Raw genomic sequence first — 18307 nt, forward strand, 5'->3', positions numbered from 1 at the left:
ACGGATGAAGGTCCTCTCACGGGTGGCCCCCACCCCGGCGCGCCAGGAGACCGTCCCCGCCTCCACCCGCCGGGAGGCGGCCCTCGCGGCCGCCCTCTACCTCGCGGTGGCCGCGCTCGGCTTCGCCGTCCTGCTGCTGATCAGCCATCATCTCGGGCGCGGCACGGAGGAGCTGCTGCGCCGCTGGGACAGCGGCAACTACCTGCACATCGCCTCGCGCGGCTATCCGCGCGAGATCGTCTACCGCGAGGACGGCGAGCCCGCCTTCAGCCGGCTGGCGTTCTTCCCGCTCGTCCCCGCGCTGATCCGGGGCGTGCACCTGCTGACCGCGCTCCCTGTGGCGTACGCCGGGGTGGTGGTCTCGTTCGCCGCCGGCGCGGTGGCCGCCTCCGGGGTGTACGTGCTCGTACGCGCCGTCGGCGGGCGCCCGGGAGCTGGGTACGCGTGTGTGGCGCTGTGGGCCTGCTCGCCGTACGCGTTCGCGCTGTGGGTGCCGTACTCGGAGGCGGTCTTCAGCGCGGCCCTCGTCTGGGCGATGGTGGCCCTGCTGGCGCGCCGCTGGCTGGGCGCCGCCGCGCTGTGCGTGGTGGCGGGCGCCGTGCGGCCGACGGCGACGGTGCTGATCGGGACGGTCGTCCTGGCCGCCGGCTGGGCGGCGCTGCGGCACCGGGACGGTTGGCGGTCGTGGGCGGCGCTGGCGCTGGCGCCGCTGGGGCTGCTGGGGAGCTGGCTGTTCCTGGGCAGCAAGGTGGGCCGGGTGGACGGCTGGTTCGAGGCCGAGCGGGCCTGGGGGCAGTCGTTCGACTTCGGCCGCGGCACCTGGCACGTCCTGCGGAGCGTCCTGTTCTACGGGCGCGAGGGCCGCGTCACGGACGTCCGCGGCCTCGTCCTGCTCGCGCTCATCCTGCTCACCGCCATCGGGGTGCTGGCGCTCGCGCTGGACCGCCGCGTGCCGTGGCCGCTGGTCGTGCTGGTCGCCGGGGCGTGGGTGCTGATGGTGGGGACGCCCGGCTCGCCGCTGTCCAAGCCACGCTTCATGCTGCCGTTCCTGCCGGTTCCGCTGCTGTTGGTGGCCCGGCCGCTCGCGCGTGCTCCGCTTGGGGTGCGGGTGTGTCTCTACTGTGGGGGTGCGGTGGTCTCGGGGTGGTACGCGGCGGGGTTGCTCTTGTTGTTCGAGGGCTCGCCGTGACGCGAGGGGTCGTCATGTCCCGAGGGCCGGCCGGGTTCTGCGGGCTGGTCGTTGCGCGGGTGCCGGACATGGTGCGGCAGCGCCCTGAACACCCACGCGCGGTAGGACCAGAAGCGGAACAGCGTGGCCGCGCCGATGCCCAGGAACTTGAAGAGGTTGTTCTGGAACGGCGTGTCCCAGCCGAAGCCGTAGGTGGCGATGTAGAGGACGCCGTTCTCGATCACCAGGCCGACGGCGCTGAAGGCGGCGAAGAGGGCGATCTCCCTGCTGCGGTGGCTCTTGTCGCGGTCCCGGTAGGCGTAGTAGCGCAAGCCCAGGTAGTTGAAGGCGATGGCGACCAGGGTGGCGATCACGCTGCACCGGACGACCTGGAGCTCCGTGGTCGTACGGCAGACGTTGAAGACCGCGAGGTTGACGAAGATGCCCAGGCCGCCGACCGTGCCGAACTTCGCGAATTCCCGTCCGAGCGCCAGCAGGCCCGCGGGGCGGGGCGCGGGTGGCCCGGGTTCTCCCGGTGTCCGGGGTGTCCTCGGTCGCAAGGGTCGCAAGGGCCTCTCCCACTACGCTCGCCACGCAAAGCAGACATTTTGCAGCAGGCAACAGATTGTAGTGTAAATTGCCGCAAAAACTGACACAGTGCTACGACGACGGCGAGGACGGTGGCATGACAGAGGCGGTACTGCTCGTCGGCGGCAAGGGGACCCGGCTCCAGCCGCTCACCCTCAACACGCCGAAGCCGATGGTCCCCGCCGCCGGTGTGCCCTTCCTCGCCCACCAGCTGGCCCGCGCCCGAGCCGCCGGGGTCCACCATGTCGTCCTGGCCACCTCCTACCTCGCCGAGGTCTTCGAGCCCTACTTCGGCGACGGCTCCGCCCACGGCCTGCGCCTCACCTACGTCACCGAGGACGTACCGCTCGGCACCGGCGGGGCGATCCGCGCCGCCGCCGACGCGCTCCTGGGCGGGCCCGGCGAGTCCGTGCTCGTCTTCAACGGCGACATCCTCACCGGCCTCGACATCCGGGGCCTGCTGCGCAGCCACGAGCGGGCGCGGGCGGACGTCACCCTGCACCTGACCCGCGTCGCCGACCCCCGCGCCTTCGGCCTCGTACCCACCGGACCCGACGGGCGTGTCCTCGCCTTCACCGAGAAGCCCCAGCGCCCGGAGGAGATCGTCACCGACCAGGTCAACGCCGGCGCGTACGTCTTCCGGCGCGAGGTCATCGACACCATCCCCACCGGCCGGCCGGTCTCCGTGGAGCGCGAGACCTTCCCCGGGCTGCTGGCCGCCGGCGCGCTGCTGCACGGCGTCGTCGACTCCTCGTACTGGCTGGACCTCGGCCGCCCCGCCTCCTTCGTCCAGGCGTCGGCCGACCTCGTACGGGGCGTCGTCCGCTCCCCGGCCGTCCCCGGCGAGCCGGGCGAGTTCCTGCTGCTGCCCGGCGCCCACGTCGAGGCCGGGGCCCGGCTCGGTGGCGGCACCGTCGTCGGCGCCGGGGCGTACATCGCGGCGGGCGCAGACGTCCAGGGGTCCGTCGTCCTGGACGGCGCGCGCGTCGAGGAGGGCGCGCGGGTGCGCGCCAGCATGATCGGCCGAAACGCCCGGGTGGGCCCGCGGACCGTCCTGGACGGCGCCGTGATCGGCGACCACGCCGGAATCGGCGCGGACAACGAACTGTGCGACGGCGCCCGCGTCTGGTGCGGCATGACCATCCCCGACGCCGCCATCCGCTTCTCCGCCGTCTGACCCCGGACCCGACCGGCCACACCGACAAGGACAGGCACATGAGCGCAATCCGCACCCCCGCCGCCCTCCCCCCGCTCCCCGCGGAGTGGGGACGCACCGCGACGACCGTGGTGATGCCCACGTACAACGAGGCGGACAACCTCCCCGCGATGGCCGAGGCGCTCATGTCGCTGCCGCTGGAGGGGCTGCGGCTGCTGGTCGTCGACGACAACAGCCCCGACGGCACCGGCAAGATCGCCGAGGACCTGGCCGAGCGGTTCAACGCGCCGGACCGCGCCCGGATGGCCGTCCTGCACCGCACGGCCAAGGACGGCCTCGGCCGCGCCTACGCCGCGGGAATGGCCCGCGCGGTCGACGAAGGCGCCGACTACGTCCTCCAGATGGACGCCGACGGAAGCCATCCGGTGGGCAAGGTGCCCGAGTTGCTCGGCGTGGCCCTCGCCACCGGCGCGGACGTCGTCGTCGGCAGCCGGTACGTGCCCGGCGGCTCCCTCTCCGCGGCCTGGGCCGCCCACCGCAAGCTGCTCTCCCGCTGGGCCAACGCCTACGCCAGTACGATCCTGGGCACCCGCGTCCGCGACATCACCGGCGGCTTCAACCTCTGGAGCGCCGCCGCGCTGCGCGCCATCGACCTCGACACCGTCGACAGCGCGGGCTACAGCTTCCAGGTCGAGATGAAGTACCGGGCGCTGCGCGCCGGCCACACCGTCGTGGAGGTGCCGATCCACTTCGAGGACCGCGCCGCCGGCGAGTCGAAGATGAACCTTTCCGTACAGCTGGAGTCCGTGGCCATGCCGTGGCGGCTGCGCGCGAGGGCCACCCGTGCTTCCGGCCACCGCGCCCGCTGACCGCGTGACCCCGCTGACCGCCGGGGTCACGCCGCCACGCCCGAACTCCCCGATCAGGGTGGCGGCCGGCGCCACCCTGCTGCTGATCGTCCTGCTGCTGCTCATGGTGGTGCGGCTGCCGTGGGCCGGTGACCTGGGCATGCACGCCGCCGTCCTGGAGCGGCTGCGCGCCGACCTCCTCCACCCGGGCAACCCGCTGGTGCACGCGGACACGCCCAGTCCCTACGTCTCGCCGTGGACGGTCCTGCTGGCGCTGCTCGGCTCCGCGACCGGCTGGGGCACCTTCACGGTGCTGCGGGCGGCGGCGTTCGTCGACCTCCTGCTGCTGGTCACCGGCGTGGGCGCGTTCGTGCGCACCTTCACCCGGGCCAGGAGCGCGGTGCCGCTCGCGCTGCTGTGCCTGCTGCTGCTCTACGGTGTGCGGCTGTTCGCGTGGAGCGGCTTCCCCGGCCTCACCTCGCTCGCGCTGACGCTCGCCTACCCGAGCACCTTCGCCCTCGGCCTCGCCTTCCACCTGTGGGCGCTGCTGCGCGGCGCCCTGGCGAGCGGCTGGCGGCTGCCCGGCTTCCTCGGGCTGGGCCTGCTGCTGGCGGGCGTGCTGCTCGCCCACCCGTTCACCGGCGCGGTGGCCGTGCTCGGCGTGGCCGCCCTGCTGCTGGGCGCCTGGCCGTGGCCCACGGGCGCGCTGTGGGCGCGGGTGTGCGCCGGGGGAGTGCTGACGGTGGTGCTGCTCGCCTACTGGCCGTACTACCCCTTCTTCTCGCTGCTCGGCGCGGGCGGTCTGGACGACATCCACCGGCCGCTCTACGACCACCTCGCGACGAAGTTCTGCCTGGCGCTCCTCGGCGTCGTGGCCCTGGCCGCCCGCTGGTGGCGCGACCGCCGCGACCCGCTGGTGATCTTCTTCCTGCTGGGCGTCGCCGCCTTCGCGCTGGGCGGCCTCAGCGGACACCACGCGTGGGGGCGGATCCTGCCCGCGGCCCTGATCCCCGCCCAGCTCGCCCTCGCGATCGAGACGGCCGACCGGCCGGCGCGCGACGCCGTCGTCGCGCTGACGGCCTGCGCCCTGGCGGTCGGGGCCTGGGCGCAGGCCGGGGTGCTGACGTACGTCCTGCGGCCGGACGCGGTCCCGTCCGTCCTGCGACACGCGCACCGGGTCGCGCCCTGGCCGTCCTTCGACTGGGTGACGCGCGACGTGGCCAAGGGAGAGACGGTGATGACCGACAACTACTACGCGCTGCGGATGATCCCGGCCTACGGCCCGTACACCGTGGCGCCCGCCTACCCCGATGTCTTCCTCCCCGACGAACAGCGCCGGCGGGACGCGACCCGCCGCTATTTCGCCCCGGCCACTTCCCGGGACGAACGGCTCGGCATCCTCAAGGAGTACGGCGTGCGATGGGTGGTGCACAAGGACGGCGGTGCCGGGCTGCCGCAGGGCGATCCGGCGCTGAGGAGGGCCGCGCAGGGGCCCGCGGGGTTCGTGCTGTCCGAGGTCGTGGGCCGGTGAGCGCGCCGGACGCGAGGGCTTCCTCCGACGTGAGCGCGTCCGAGGTGAGTGCCTCGGACAAGAGTGCTTCGGATAGGAGCGCACTGGATGTGAGCGCGCCCGACCGGAGCGCCTCCGACGGTGTCGGCCGGTGGTTGCGCGGGCGCGCCTCGTGGCCCGCGCTCGTCGCGGCGCTGGTGGTGTGCGGGCTGGACGTGGCGCGCGTCATGGCCAATCCGCGGGCGGGCATGGACAACGCCGTCGTGGTGCGCGCGGCCCGGGCCCTGCTCGACGGCGGCTCGCCGTACGCGGACAAACGGTTCCTCTATCTGCCGGGCGCGGTGTTCGCGGCGCTGCCGCAGACGGCCGTCGACGACCGGGTGCTGTTCTACGCGGTGCCGGTCGTCACCGCACTGCTCGTCCTGCTGAGCGTGGCGCTGTCGCTGCGGATCTTCGGCATCCGCGCGGACAGCAGGCTCGCGGCGGCCGTGACGGCGGGGTTCGGGGTGTTCCTGCCCTTCCACGGCCTGGTCCACCTCGGCAACTGGACGGTCGTCTCGGCCGTCGCCTTCCCCGTCGCCCTGCTGCTGATCCTGCGCGGACGCTGGTCGGCGGCCGCGTGCGTGATCGGCGTGGCGATCGCGCTGAAGCCGATGCTCGTACCGCTGTACCTGCTGTTCGTCCTCGCCCGGCGGTGGCGGGCGCTGGCGTGGGCCGTGGGGATTCCGGTGGTGGTGTCGGTGGTGTCCGCGCTGGCCATGCCCCGGCCGGGGCTGTTCTTCACCCGGACGCTGCCGTTCCTGTCGCACGGTCAGGACGCCTACGCCCGCCCGTACGACGCCTCGTGGACGACCGTGCTGCCCCGGCTCGGCGTTCCCCACTTCCTGGCCTTCGCCCTCGCGGCCGGCGCGGCGGTGACCGTGCTCGTCCTCGCGCGGGTGCGGTGGCGGGCCGGGGGGTCCGAGCGGGTGCAGGTCGTGGAGTGCGCGTCGCTGCTGATGCTCGCCGCGTTCCTGGTCACGCGGCCGTCGTTCCTGCACTACATGCTGGTGGTGCTGCCCTCGCTCGTGGCGTCGGTGGTGGAACGGGGGGCCGCAGCGCGTTCGGTGTGGTTCTGGCCGGCGCTGGTGCCGCAGGTCATAGGGGTGCGCTGGCCGTATCTGGAGAGCGCGCAGCGGCACGCCTTCAAGGATATCGTCATGATCACCGGAGTGGCGGCGGTGCTGGCCGTCCACGCCTGGCGGACGCGGGCGCGCCCGGCGGGAGAGGTGACTGTCAGTGGTCGCGTCTACTCTCTTCGTAGTGACCGTGATTCGGTGAATCACGCCGATCGCTCTGATTTGAGGTGACTTGTGACTGTCGTCGACCCCCTCGGCTCCGAGGGGCCCGCTTCCCGCCGTCCCGCTCCCGGCCGTCCCGCTTCCGGCCCGGACGTCAGCGTGATCGTGATCGTCTACAACGACGCGGAACGGCTCCCGCGCGCCGTGCGGTCGGTGCTCGGGCAATCGCTGCGCAACCTCGAAGTGATCATCGTCGACGACTGCTCGACCGACGACACCTTCTCGGTCGCCCGCGAGCTGACCGAGACCGACCCCCGGGTGCGCTGCCTGCGGCTGCCCGTCAACAGCGGCGGCTGCGGAGCCCCGCGCAACGCCGGCATCGAAGCGGCCGTCGCCCCTCATGTGATGTTCCTCGACAGCGACGACGAACTGCCGTACCACTCCTGCAAATCACTCCTGCTCACCGCCGAGGAGACCGGCGCGGACCTCGTCACCGGCGAAGTCACCCGGCACTTCGAGGAGAGCGGCACCACGGGCCTCTGGTATCCCGAGCTCTTCACCGACGTCAGGGTCGTCGACGGCATCCGGGCCGCGCCCGAGTACTTCCTCGACCACCTCTCCACCAACAAGCTCTACCGCGCCGACTTCATCGCCCGGCACCGCCTGCGCTTCCCCGAGGACATGCACTACGAGGACCAGCTCTTCACCGCCCAGGCCTTCACCCTCGCGCGCTCGTTCGCCGTCGTCCCCTGGTCCGTCTATACGTGGTGGCTCGCCGCCGACCCCGCCCACCTCTCCATCTCCTCCAGCCGGCACCGCATCCAGAACGTCGTGGACCGCCTCACGGCCGCCCGGCTCATCGACACCTTCCTGGAGGAGAGCGGCAACGGCGACCTCGGACCGGCGAAGGACGAGAAGTTCCTCCGCCACGACCTGCGCCTCTACCTCGGCGACCTGCCCTTCCGCGACCGCCGGTGGACCGCGGAGTTCGCCGACACCGTCACGCCCTACCTGCACACCCTCGCCCCGGAGGCGCTCGCCGCCGTGTCCCGCGAGCAGCAGATCTGCCAGTACCTGCTGGGCGCCGGCCGGCTCGACGAGGCGGCCGAGTGCGCCCGCACCCTCGACCGCCCCCACCTCGCCCCCCGCCACGTCGTACGGCAAGCCGGGCGCGTGTACTGGGGACGGACCCTCCCGGCGGACCCCGAGGCCGCCGCCGGGCTCGACATCACCGCCTGGCGGCTGGACGAACAGCCCTTCGCCACCGGCCCCCTGCGCCATGAGGTGGCGCACGTCGACCCCGCCGGCGCCGCCCTGCGCATCCGGCTGCACACCTACGACCCCGCGCTGCTGCTCACCGACCCCGGTCCCATCGCCGCCGAGCTGCGCATCGCCACCACCGCCGACCCGCTCACCGTGCCCTTCCGCTACGACCCGGCCCCCGTCGGCCCCGACGGCCCGCCGGGCCACCGCACCGCCGAGATCGACCTCGACCCGCGCCTGATCCCCCTGGAGGTCAAGGGCTTCCGCGGCAGGCGCCACCCCCTGATCGCCCTCACCCGCATGGGCATCACCCGCACCGACCCCCTCCTCGCGCCCGCCGAACTGCCCCCGCTGACCACCCGGCTCCCCCAGCACGGCCCCCTCGCCGGGCACACCATGCGGGTCGGCTGCGAGGGCCACGGCGCGGGCCGGCTCGAACTCACCTGGGAGCGCGCCGGCGCCCTCGGCCGCGCCGAGGCCGTGGCCCCCCGCGTCGCCCCCGCCCGCCGCCGGATCCAGCGGCTCACCCGCCGCGTCACCGGCCCCCGCGCCAAGGCCCTGACCTACCACGAGCTCCAACGGCTCCCCGTCGACGACGAACTCGTCGTCTTCGAGGCCCTGGAGGGCCGCGGCTACGCCGACAGCCCCCGCGCCATCCACGAAGAGCTCCGGCGGCGGTCCCTGCCGCTGCGCGCCGTCTGGTCGTACTCCGGCAGCCGCGCCTCCTACCCCGAGGACGTGCCGCTCATCAGACGCGGCAGCTGGGAGTACGTCCGCACGGTCGCCCGCGCCCGCTATTGGGTCGACTCGCACGGCTTCCCGCAGCCCTACGGCAAGCGGCCCGAGACCCGCTATCTCCAGACCTGGCACGGGCAGGCGCTCAAGCACATGGGCTTCGACGTCCCCGAACTGCGCCTCGCCGGCCCCGAACGGCAGCGACGGCACCGCGAGATGGTCGCCCGCTGGGACGCCCTCATCGCCCCCAGCCCGGAATTCGAGCGGACCTTCGTCCGCGCCAACGGCTACACCGGCGCCCTGCTGCGCACCGGCCTGCCCCGCAACGACGCGCTCGTCCGCTGGAACGACCCCGAGCAGCGCGACCGCGCCACCGCCACCCGGCAGCGCCTCCAGATCCCCGACGGCCGCAAGGTGCTGCTGTACGCGCCGACGTTCCGCGACGGGGCGCGCGGCAGCGGCGAGTCGGTCCGCGTCGACCTCGCGGAGCTGGTGCGGCACACCGGCGAGGAGTGGACGGTCGTGGTCCGCCCGCACTACTACGAGCGGTTCACCGTCCCCCGCGAGCTGGGCCACGCCGTACGCGACGGCCGGGACTTCCCCGACCTGAACGACCTGCTGCTCGCCTCCGACGCGCTGCTCACGGACTACTCGTCGGTGATGTTCGACTACGCCAACACGGGCCGGCCCATCCTGCTCTACACCGACGACTACGAGCACTACCGCTCCACGGCACGCGGCACCTACTACGAGCTGCCCGACATCGCCCCCGGCCCGATGCTCACCACGGTGGACGCGCTGGCCGCCGCGCTCGCGGACCTGGACGCGGTGCGGGAGGAGTGGGCGGGGGCGTACGGACGGTTCCAGGCGCGGTTCAACCCGCACGAGACCGGGCGGGCGAGCAAGACCGTCGTCGACCTGTTCTTCGAGGGGCGAGGCTGATGGCACCGCGCGCCATGACACCGCGCAATCTCTTCCTGGTCGGCATCGACGTGGACTCCTTGGGTGGCTCGCAGCGCGTCCTGCACACCCTTGCCCAGGGCTTCGCGGAGCGCGGCCACCGCGTCGACCTGATCGGGATCCGGCCGAGCCCCGAACCCCACACCTACCGCGCCGACCCCGCCTATCTGCACACCACCCTCTACGGTTCGCCGGCCGCCCCGCCATGGCGGGCCTCCTCCTTCGCCGAGCGGCTGAGCCCCACCCGGCTGCGCGAGGCCCATGCCGAACGGCGGGAGCGGGACCGGGCGCGACACCGGCTGGCCCGGCGGTTCGCCGCCGTGCCGGACGGCCATGTCCTCATCGGCTCGCCCTGGGCCGCGGTCTGGCTGCGCGCCGTGCGATGGCCGCACCTGAAGGGCATCGGGCAGTACCACGAGTCCTTCCTCCAGGCGTGCCACTCCGCGAACCTCCAGCTGATCCTGCGTCACTACCCGGAGCTGGAGAAGTCGGTGTTCCTGAGCGAGCCGGACGCGGCGGAGTTCCGCCGCCGGCGGCTGCCGAACGCGACCGTGATGCCCAACCCCCTGCCCTTCTCGCCGGGCCGGCCCGCCCCGCTCGACACCCGGCGCGTCGGCGCCGTCGGGCGGCTGGAGGCGGTCAAGCGGCTGGACCGCCTCCTCGACGCGTTCGCCGCTGCGGGCGGCGGAGGGGAGGGCTGGGAGCTGCACTTCTTCGGCGACGGCCCGCTGGAGCCGGACCTCCGCGCCCGGGCCGAGCGTCTCGGCGTCGCCGACCGCGTCCGCTTCCGCGGCAGCGTGCGGGACATGGCCGCCGCCTACGGCGAGCTGTCCGTCGTCGCCCTCACCAGCGAACGCGAGGGCCGGCCGATGGCGCTCGCTGAGGCGTCGGCGGTCGGGGTGCCGTGCGTGAGCTTCGACCTGTCGGGCGGCGTCCGGGAGCTGATCGACCACGGCCGCACGGGCACGCTCGTACCGCCCGGTGACACCGAGGCGTTCGCCGCGGCCCTGCGGGAGCTGATGACGGACACCGCCCTGCGCGAGCGCTATGGGCGGGCCGCGCGCGAGCATGTCGCGCCGCTGCGGCTGCCGGACGTACTGGACCGGTGGGAAGCGCTGTTCGAGGAGATCGACCGGTAGCCGGGCGGCCGGTCCACGGGGTTCCGAGGAGAGGGGGAGGGCGATGCTAAGAGGTGGCGGCGCGGCGCAGCCGGCGCAGGGCGATGCCCAGGGCCGCGCGGGTGCCCGAGGCCAGGCGGAGGGCGAGCGAGCCGGTCGCCGTGGCGTACGGCTGGGTCAGCAGCAGCCCGACGCGCGGACTCGGCAGCGCGGTGCGGCGCAGGCCGCGGCCGACGGCGCGCACGGACGTACGGAAGGAATCGCCCGCCGCGCAGCGCACCCGCACGCGGACGTCCCACACCTGAGGGGCCGTGCCGGCGCCGTCGCGACGGCCGAGGGCGGCGAGCGCGCCCAGGCCCAGGACGAGCCGCGCGGTCCAGGCGGGCCCCTCGCCGGTGAGCGGGACGCCGCGGCGGAGGGTGGCCGCGCCGCCCCGGCGGCGCAGCTCGACATCGGCGGTGCGCGGAGGGTCGGCGGCGAGCCGCCCGTAGAGGTCGTGGACGCGCAGCCGCAGTTCGGCGTACGGGCCGGCGGGGGCGCGGCCCTTCGCGGGCCGGGGACGGGGGCGGCGGAGGCGCGGCAGCGCGCGGCGGCCCACCATCAGCCGCAGTTCGCCGTCGACCGTCACCGGCAGCCGGCCGGTGGGCACGGCGGCCGGGTCGGTGAGGCCGTCCAGGCGCGCGCCCGGCAGGTCGGCGGCCCAGACGGGACCGTCGTCCGCCTCGGCGTAGGGCGGCACCAGCCGGGGCGGACGGCCGGCGAGCTGGGCGAGCCGGCCGAGGTCGCGCGGGGTGTCGGCGGCGAGGACGGCACGGGCGATCCAGCGGGCCGGCGCGCGGGCGGCGCACAGCTCGGACTCCTCGTACGTGGCGAGATAGCCGCGGGTCACCCGCCACCAGGCGTGCCGGTAGCCGGGGCTCCGGGCGGGCAGCTCGCGGACGTACATGCGCAGGTCGTGGTCGAGGAACTTCACCCGGGCGGCGTGCGCGAGCGGCTTGCTGCCCGCGTCGAGGAAGACGTCGACGCTCCGCCGGTGGGCGCGGACGCGCGCCTGCCAGTTGGCGACGCGCTCGCGGTCGAGGGAGATCGAGGGCGCGGCGGCGCCGCGGCGCACGTGCCAGATGTAGACGGTGTCGGGGACGGTCGCCACGCGGGGCGCCGCCGCGAACACCTGGGCGGTGAAGACGAAGTCCTCGTAGATGAAGCGCCCTTCGGGGAAGGCGATGGCGTGCTCGGCGAGGAAGGCGCGCGCGTAGAGCTTGTTGACGCAGAGGGTGTCGTGCAGGAGCGCCGGGCGGTGCTCGGGGGAGCGGTGGACCCCGGCCCGGCGGTAGAGGCCGGGCTGCCAGCGGGTGTCGCGCCCCTGGGGAAGTTCGCGGCGCACGCACAGACCGGCCGCCACGGGTGCCCGGTGGCGCAGCGCGGCCCGCAGGAGAGCCTCGGCGGCGCCGGGGGGCAGCAGGTCGTCGCTGTCCAGGAACATCACATACGGCGCGGTGGCGGCCCGCACGCCGTCGTTGCGGGGCGCGCCGCAGCCGCCGCTGTTGACGGCGCGGTGGATGACGCGCAGGCGCGGTTCGCCGGCGGCCAGCTCGTCGAGGATCGCGCCGGTGCGGTCGGTGGAGGCGTCGTCCACGGCGACGACCTCGGCGACGGCCGGCCCCTGGGCGAGGGCGGAGCGCACGGCGTCGCCGATGTGCGCGGCGTCGTCGAAGCCGATGACGACCACGCTGACCTGCCCGGCGGGTGGAGACGGGGCGGGCTCGGGAGAGCCGGTACCGCTGTCGCTTGCTGCCACAAAAAGCAGTTTTACCTACAAAACGGCGTTAAGTGGGGCATTGGGGGTTCGGGCGTGGCCGATCAGGAGGGGGAGGGGCCGGGATGGAAGAGACAGGACTGAGGCGGCCGGTCACGGCGGGGGAGGCGGAGCGGCCCGCGGAGCCCGTGGCGGGCGGCGGGCGGTGGGGGCTCGGGGAGGTCGTTCGTCTCCGTGCAGGCCGTCAACGGCCGTGGCGGGCCGGTGGTCAGGCGGCCGAGGCGGGCGACGCCCTGCGGCGCGTCGGCAGCCGGGGCGGTGCGGGCGCGCCGGTCCCCGAGCCCCCGCCACGCGGTGCGCGGCGGACGCCGGTCCTCGCCGTGTTCCTCCCCGCCGTCCTCATGCTCGGCGTCGGGCTGTGGGGCCTCGATCGCGGGACCATGTGGCGGGACGAGAGTGCCACCTTTCAGGTGGCCCGGCGCTCGCTGCCGGAGATATGGCACCTGCTCGGCTCCATCGACGCCGTCCACGGGCTCTATTACGCGCTGATGCACGTCGTCCTCGCGGTGCGGGCCGACGAGATCGCGCTCCGGCTGCCATCCGTCGCCGCCTCCGCCGCCACGGCCGCGCTCGTCGCCGCTATCGGCTGCCACCTCGCCCGCCCCCGCGTGGGCCTGTGGGCCGGGCTGCTCTACGCCACCACGCCGTTCGTCAGCCACTACGCGCAGGAGGCCCGCTCCTACGCCCTGGTCGCCACCGGCGCCGCCCTCGCCACCTGGCTGCTGATCCGCGCGGTCGAACACGGCACGGGCGGGCCAGGGGCGGGCGGGCCAGGCGCGGACGGATGCCCGCCCGGACGTCCCGGCGCGGGGTCTGACCGGAAGCCGGACGGACGGCTCGGCGGGTGTCCGGACACCCGCCCGGACCGGCCCCCGCACGGCCCCCCGAGCTCCCGCACCCGAATCCGCTTCCGCACCCGCATCCGCCCCCACTCCCACACCCGCACCCGCCCCCACTTCCGCACCCCCTGGACCGCCTACGGCACCGTCGTAGCCGTCACCGCGCTGCTCCATGAGTTCGCGATCCTGCTGCTCGCCGCGCACGCCCTGACCCTGCTCGCCTCCCGGGTGCCGGCGCGGGTCTGGCGCGCCTGGGGATGCGCGGCCGCCGCCGCGTGCCTCGTGCTGCTGCCACTCGTCGTCGTCTCGCGCGGCCAGAGCGCCCAGGTCTCCTGGATCAGGACGCCCGGACCCGAAGAGGCCGAAGCGCTCCTGCGGGCCTTCGCGGGTCCCGGTGACCTCGTCCTGACCTGCACCCTCCTCCTGACCGCCGTCGCCCTCCTCACCCCGACCGCCCGCACCAGCCACCCCCTTGCACCCGCACCCCCCACCCCCCGCCTCCACCTGAACGCGGTCGCCCTGCCGCTCGCGCTCGTACCGCCCGTGCTCCTCTACGCCGCCGCCCAGTACCAGCCGCTCTTCCTCGACCGCTATCTGCTCTTCTGCCTCGCCGGTGTCCCGCTGCTCGCCGCCGCCGGTGCCGACCGGCTTCTCGGGCTCCTGCCGTGGCGGCGTGCCGTGGGTGCCGCCGGGGCCCTCGCCGTCGGCGCGGCCTTCGTCTGGCAGCTGCCGTTCCAGGACCGCGAGCGCCTTCCCACCAGCCGCGGCGACGAACTGGCCCGCGTCGCCACGGTCGTCGGGCGGGTCGCCGAGCCGGGGGACGCGGTGCTGTTCCTGCCGCTGCACGAGCGCCGTACGGCCCTCGCCTATCCGCGCGACTTCGCCGGTCTGCGCGACCTCACCCTCAAGCGGTCGCCCGCCGCGTCCGGCACCCTCTTCGGCGAGGAGGTGACCGCCGCCACCCTGCGCGCCCGGCTGGCCCGCCTCGCCCCGGAGGGCCGCCTCTGGGTGGTCCGGGACACCGGCACCGTCGGCACCCCCTGGTTCCGCGCCCAGCGCGCCGAGCAGGCGAAGACCACCGAGCTGGAGCGGCTCTACCGGGAGGAGTCCACGACGTATGTACGCGGGGGCGCCGTCTCGCTCTACATACGCCGCGAGTGAGACGGCCCCCGCGCACACCCACCGGCCGAGGGGAACGGGCGATACCGGCGCCCCGAAGCTGACAGCCCCCGCGCGCACCCGCCAGCACGGCCCCCTACTTCACCGCGCCCGCCATCACACCGCTGACGAACTGCCGCTGGAAGGCGAAGAACACCGCGAGCGGCACCACCATGGAGAGGAAGGCCCCCGACGCGAGGATGTCGATGTTGTCGCCGAACTGCCGCACCTGCTGCTGCAGCGCGACCGTGATCGGCGGGTTCCCGCTGTCCGCGAAGATCAGGGCGATCAGCATGTCGTTCCACACCCACAGGAACTGGAAGATGCCCAGCGAGGCGATCGCCGGCCCGCCCAGCGGCAGCACGACCCGGGTGAACAGCCGCAGCTCGCCCGCGCCGTCCAGCCGTGCCGCCTCCAGCAGCTCGCGCGGGATCTCCGCGAAGAAGTTGCGCAGCAGGAAGACCGCGAAGGGCAGCCCGAAGGCGGTGTGGAAGAGCACCACGCCCGGCGTCGACTCGAAGATGCCCAGCGTGTTGAACAGCTTCGCCACCGGGATCAGCGCGACCTGCACCGGCACGACCAGCAGCCCCACGACGGCCATGAACCACCAGTCGCGGCCGGGGAAGTCCAGGCACGCGAAGGCGTAGCCGGCGAGCGCGCCGACCAGGATCACCAGCACCGTCGCGGGCACCGTGATCAGGGCGGTGGTCAGCAGCGACTTCATCACCGTGTCGTTGGAGAAGAGGTCGCCGTAGCTCTGGGTGGTGAGCTGCGCGGGGTGGCTGAGGACCTTCCACCAGCCCGAGGCCGCGATGTCGGACTTGTCGCGGAAGGAGGACAGCAGCAGGCCGACGGTCGGCGTCAGCCAGAACAGCCCGATGACGACGAGGAAGGCGCGCATCACGCCCCCGCCGAGGCGGCCGGCGATCCGTGCCGGCAGCGACTGCTTGGCCCGTACGACCGAGTCCAAAGTGGTCATCGCTGCCGCTCCCTTCGGATCCGCCGAATATTCACGAGCATCACCGGCAGCACGAGCACCAGCAGGAACACGGCGATGGCGCTGCCGACGCCCTGGTTGACGTCCGTGCCGAAGGACGACTGGTAGAGCTGGAGGGCGAGCACGTTGGCCTTGTCGAGGCTCGCGCCCGGCGCGATGATGTAGACGAGGTCGAAGATCTTCAGCACATTGATCATGAGCGTGATGAGGACGACCGCGAGGACCGGCGCCAGCAGCGGCACCGTCACCCGGCGGAAGACCTGCCACTCGTTCGCGCCGTCCACCCGCGCCGCCTCCAGGAGTTCGCGCGGCACGCTTGCGAGGCCCGCCGCGATGAGGACCATCGCGAAGCCCGCCCACATCCAGATGTACGCGCCGATGATGGCCGGCGTGACCAGCGAGGGGCCCAGCCAGTCGATGCCGTTGTAGGGCGTGGCGAAGTTCGCGGCGGGCAGTCGCAGCAGCGCGCCGTCCGCCGAGCCGGGCAGGGTGAAGGTGCCGTCGGCGGCCGTCGTGGCCGAGGCCACGGTCCGGCCGTCCTTGACCGCCTCCACCTTCACACCCTTCAGGGCCTTCTCGCCCTGGTCGATCAGGCCCGCCGTGCCGCCACCGCCCCGGGTGAAGTCCCGCCACACCGTGCCGGTGACCTTCCCGGCGACGTCCCGCGCCGGGACGGCGTCCTTGGCGCCCTTCATCTCCGCCGGCTTGGCACCCACCAGCGGCAGCGCGGCCGGCCCGCCGGCCCGTACGGCCGTCCGGGTGGTGAAGTCCCCGCCGCTCTCGGTGAGCAGCTTGTCGTTCGACGGATGCGCCCCCGGGAACGGCGGAGGCGCCTTGAAGGTGTCGTGGACGCCCACCCACACGGCGTTGGCGACGCCGCGATCGGGATTCTGTTCGTACACCAGCCGGAAGATGATGCCCGCGGCGAGCATCGAGATCGCCATCGGCATGAAGACGACGAGCTTGAAGGCCGTCCCCCAGCGGACCCGTTCGGTGAGGACCGCGAAGATCAGGCCGAGCGCGGTGGCCACCGACGGGGCGACGATCACCCAGATGACGTTGTTCTTCAGGGCCGTACGGATCCGGTCGTCGGTGAAGACCTCGTGGTAGTTGTCGACGCCGACGAAGCCGTCGCCGGAGGCGTCGAAGAAGCTGCGGTAGACGGAATAGCCGATGGGATAGACGACGAGGGCGCCGAGCAGGGCCAGGGCGGGCAGCAGGAAGCAGGCGGCCACCCACGGCCGGGTCCCCAGCACCCTCCTGGGCTTCTTCAGGGGAGGCACCTGCGGCCCGGGGGCCGCGGCACCGCCCGCGGTAGCGGTCGACATGAGGCCGGGCTCCCGTCAGCTCTTGAACGCCTTGGCCGCGTCGGACTCCAGCTTCCGCTGGGTGCCCGCCACGTCGCCCGGGTTCTTCAGGAAATCCTGGAGGTGCTTCCACTCGCCCTGGCCGGGCTTGCCGCCGAAGGAGGCGGGCGCCTGGTCGGACATGTCGAAGCGGAAGTCGTCACCCGCCGAGACCAGCGCCTTGGCGATGGAACGCAGCACGTCATTGGGGTAGGCGGCGAGATCCAGATGCTTGTTGGCCGACAGGAAGCCGCCCTCCTTCGCCCACACCCCCGCCGCGTCGGGCGAGGCGAGGAACGTCAGCAGGGCCTGCGCCGCCGGGCCGTCCTTGAGCGCCACGCCCACGTCGCCGCCGGTCACCACCGGGGCCTCGGCCCCGACCGCGGGGAAGGGAAAGACCTTGGCGTCCTTGCCGATCTCCGCCCGGGCGCCGAGGATGTTGGCGGCCGCGAAGTCGCCCTCGAAGACCATGCCGGCCTTGGCGTTCTCCCCGCCGCTGAACGTCTGGGTGACGGAGGTGGGGAACTGCGTCTGGATGGCACCCGCGTTGCCGTCCGCCACCAGCCCCTTCCCACCGAAGAGCTGCCCGAGGGTGGTCAGGGCGTCCTTCACGGACGGGTCCGTCCAGGGGATCTCGTGCCGGGCGAGCCGGTCGTACTTCTCCTGGCCCGCCTGCGAGAGATAGACGTTCTCGAACCAGTCGGTGAGCGTCCAGCCGTCCGCGCCGGCCACCGAGACCGGCGCGATGCCGAAGTCGGAGATCAGCTGGGCGGTGCTCAGGAACTCCGGCCAGGTCCGGGGCTCCTTCGCGCCCGCGCCGTCGAAGACCTTGGTGTTGTACCAGACCAGGGACTTGTTGCTGACCTTGAAATAGACGCCGTACCGCTTGCCCTCGTACGAGCCGAGGTCCTGCCAGCCCTTGGTGAAGTTCTTGTCCAGCTCGGCCGCGGCCGCGTCGTCGAGCGGCTTGAGCCAGCCCTTCCGGGCGAATTCCTTCAGCACGCCAGGCTGTTGGAGCATCGCCACGTCCGGCGGGTCACCGCCCGCGATCTTCGAACCGACGAAGGAGGACATGTCGTCGCCGCTGGGCACGAAGGCCACCTGCGCGCCCGTGCGTCTGGCGAACTCGTCCAGGACCTTGGTGAAGCCCTTCTGCTCGGCGCCCGTCCATACGGCGGTGACCTTCAGCTTCTGGCCGTTGAGCTTGGGGAGCCGGACGGTGTGCGGGATCAGGTCCGAGGAGCCGCTGGGGGCGCCCGACGGCTTCTTGTCGTCGTCACTGCATGCCGCGGTCGCGAGGGCCAGCGCCCCCGCGGCGAGCAGCGCGAGCGCGCTGCGCGCCCCGCGCACCGTACGAAGCGATGTCCGCATTGCCGCCCCTCCCGTACGAGCTCCCCGTGGACGGCCGCCGCACGTCGGCCCGGGCGCGGCCCGTCTCCCGTGCGACAGTCCTACGCCCGCCCGCGAGCTGCCGCAATACCGTCGCCGGTGACAACTCGCTGATCGTGACCGGCCTGTGATGAGC

Annotated in this window: 14 protein-coding genes; 9 read left to right on the forward strand and 5 right to left on the reverse strand. The window is 73.5% G+C overall.

Translation table 11 applies throughout. The annotated features are described in order from the left end of the window. Nucleotides 1-4 precede the first annotated feature (4 nt). Nucleotides 5-1189 carry a hypothetical protein gene (locus ACZ303_RS03610; protein WP_467334653.1) on the forward strand — a complete coding sequence of 395 codons (1185 nt, stop codon included), beginning with the start codon at nucleotides 5-7 and terminating at the stop codon, nucleotides 1187-1189. Here the strand turns inward: ACZ303_RS03610 and ACZ303_RS03615 are convergent. Next, nucleotides 1117-1728: a GtrA family protein gene (locus ACZ303_RS03615; RefSeq protein ID WP_467335771.1), complete on the reverse strand. Its 612-nt coding sequence runs from the start codon at nucleotides 1726-1728 to the stop codon at nucleotides 1117-1119. The genes ACZ303_RS03610 and ACZ303_RS03615 overlap by 73 nt on opposite strands. 125 nt (nucleotides 1729-1853) lie before the next feature. On the opposite strand from ACZ303_RS03615, the gene manB reads away from it, so the two are divergent. The 6 genes from manB to ACZ303_RS03645 all read left to right on the forward strand — a co-directional run bounded on the left by manB (nucleotide 1854) and on the right by ACZ303_RS03645 (nucleotide 10647). Then, complete coding sequence (gene manB / locus ACZ303_RS03620; protein WP_467334655.1) at nucleotides 1854-2933, forward strand: mannose-1-phosphate guanylyltransferase; 1080 nt, start codon at nucleotides 1854-1856, stop codon at nucleotides 2931-2933. A gap of 38 nt (nucleotides 2934-2971) precedes the next feature. Then, nucleotides 2972-3781, forward strand: coding sequence for a polyprenol monophosphomannose synthase (locus ACZ303_RS03625; protein WP_467334657.1), 810 nt, complete (start codon nucleotides 2972-2974; stop codon nucleotides 3779-3781). Nucleotides 3782-3884: 103 nt separating this feature from the next. After that, nucleotides 3885-5291, forward strand: a complete 1407-nt coding sequence (locus ACZ303_RS03630; protein WP_467335773.1) for a hypothetical protein — start codon at nucleotides 3885-3887, stop codon at nucleotides 5289-5291. An 89-nt stretch (nucleotides 5292-5380) separates the two neighbouring features. Then, complete coding sequence (locus tag ACZ303_RS03635; RefSeq protein ID WP_467334659.1) at nucleotides 5381-6619, forward strand: glycosyltransferase family 87 protein; 1239 nt, start codon at nucleotides 5381-5383, stop codon at nucleotides 6617-6619. Nucleotides 6620-6622: 3 nt separating this feature from the next. After that, nucleotides 6623-9490, forward strand: coding sequence for a bifunctional glycosyltransferase/CDP-glycerol:glycerophosphate glycerophosphotransferase (locus tag ACZ303_RS03640; RefSeq protein ID WP_467334661.1), 2868 nt, complete (start codon nucleotides 6623-6625; stop codon nucleotides 9488-9490). Then, a complete protein-coding gene (locus tag ACZ303_RS03645) occupies nucleotides 9490-10647 on the forward strand; it encodes a glycosyltransferase (RefSeq protein WP_467334663.1) in 1158 nt (385 codons plus the stop codon). Before ACZ303_RS03640 ends, ACZ303_RS03645 begins: the two co-directional genes overlap by 1 nt. Nucleotides 10648-10693: 46 nt before the next feature. Here the strand turns inward: ACZ303_RS03645 and ACZ303_RS03650 are convergent, their stop codons facing one another. After that, on the reverse strand, nucleotides 10694-12424 hold the full coding sequence (locus tag ACZ303_RS03650) for a glycosyltransferase family 2 protein (RefSeq protein WP_467334665.1): 1731 nt from the start codon (nucleotides 12422-12424) through the stop codon (nucleotides 10694-10696). 359 nt (nucleotides 12425-12783) lie between these two features. On the opposite strand from ACZ303_RS03650, the gene ACZ303_RS03655 reads away from it, so the two are divergent. After that, nucleotides 12784-14442, forward strand: coding sequence for a glycosyltransferase family 39 protein (locus ACZ303_RS03655; RefSeq protein WP_467335775.1), 1659 nt, complete (start codon nucleotides 12784-12786; stop codon nucleotides 14440-14442). Between the two features lie 94 nt (nucleotides 14443-14536). On the opposite strand, the gene ACZ303_RS03660 is transcribed toward ACZ303_RS03655, so the two are convergent. From ACZ303_RS03660 to ACZ303_RS03670, 3 genes are read right to left on the reverse strand one after another with little or no spacing between them, the layout of a single operon-like run. Continuing rightward, nucleotides 14537-15418: a carbohydrate ABC transporter permease gene (locus ACZ303_RS03660; protein WP_467334667.1), complete on the reverse strand. Its 882-nt coding sequence runs from the start codon at nucleotides 15416-15418 to the stop codon at nucleotides 14537-14539. Then, complete coding sequence (locus tag ACZ303_RS03665; protein WP_467334668.1) at nucleotides 15415-16764, reverse strand: carbohydrate ABC transporter permease; 1350 nt, start codon at nucleotides 16762-16764, stop codon at nucleotides 15415-15417. The genes ACZ303_RS03660 and ACZ303_RS03665 overlap by 4 nt, the downstream gene beginning before the upstream one ends. Nucleotides 16765-16779: 15 nt before the next feature. After that, complete coding sequence (locus ACZ303_RS03670; protein ID WP_467334670.1) at nucleotides 16780-18153, reverse strand: ABC transporter substrate-binding protein; 1374 nt, start codon at nucleotides 18151-18153, stop codon at nucleotides 16780-16782. Here ACZ303_RS03670 and ACZ303_RS03675 point away from each other — a divergent pair. Further along, the gene (locus ACZ303_RS03675; RefSeq protein WP_467334672.1) at nucleotides 18144-18302 is read left to right on the forward strand and encodes a hypothetical protein; all 159 of its coding nucleotides are present in this window, start codon (nucleotides 18144-18146) and stop codon (nucleotides 18300-18302) included. The two genes, ACZ303_RS03670 and ACZ303_RS03675, sit on opposite strands and share 10 nt — an antisense overlap. Nucleotides 18303-18307 lie beyond the last annotated feature (5 nt).

It is taken from the genome of Streptomyces sp. NPDC023527 (assembly GCF_055560115.1).

Excerpts from the sequence above, each read along its gene's own strand:
- ACZ303_RS03610 (WP_467334653.1), top strand. The coding sequence starts at position 5 with ATGAAGGTCCTCTCACGGGTGGCCCCCACCCCGGCGCGCCAGGAGACC.
- manB (WP_467334655.1), top strand. The coding sequence starts at position 1,854 with ATGACAGAGGCGGTACTGCTCGTCGGCGGCAAGGGGACCCGGCTCCAG.
- ACZ303_RS03625 (WP_467334657.1), top strand. The coding sequence starts at position 2,972 with ATGAGCGCAATCCGCACCCCCGCCGCCCTCCCCCCGCTCCCCGCGGAG.
- ACZ303_RS03630 (WP_467335773.1), top strand. The coding sequence starts at position 3,885 with ATGGTGGTGCGGCTGCCGTGGGCCGGTGACCTGGGCATGCACGCCGCC.
- ACZ303_RS03645 (WP_467334663.1), top strand. The coding sequence starts at position 9,490 with ATGGCACCGCGCGCCATGACACCGCGCAATCTCTTCCTGGTCGGCATC.
- ACZ303_RS03655 (WP_467335775.1), top strand. The coding sequence starts at position 12,784 with ATGCTCGGCGTCGGGCTGTGGGGCCTCGATCGCGGGACCATGTGGCGG.
- ACZ303_RS03660 (WP_467334667.1), bottom strand. The coding sequence starts at position 15,418 with ATGACCACTTTGGACTCGGTCGTACGGGCCAAGCAGTCGCTGCCGGCA.
- ACZ303_RS03665 (WP_467334668.1), bottom strand. The coding sequence starts at position 16,764 with ATGTCGACCGCTACCGCGGGCGGTGCCGCGGCCCCCGGGCCGCAGGTG.
- ACZ303_RS03675 (WP_467334672.1), top strand. The coding sequence starts at position 18,144 with ATGTCCGCATTGCCGCCCCTCCCGTACGAGCTCCCCGTGGACGGCCGC.
- ACZ303_RS03670 (WP_467334670.1), bottom strand. The coding sequence starts at position 18,153 with ATGCGGACATCGCTTCGTACGGTGCGCGGGGCGCGCAGCGCGCTCGCG.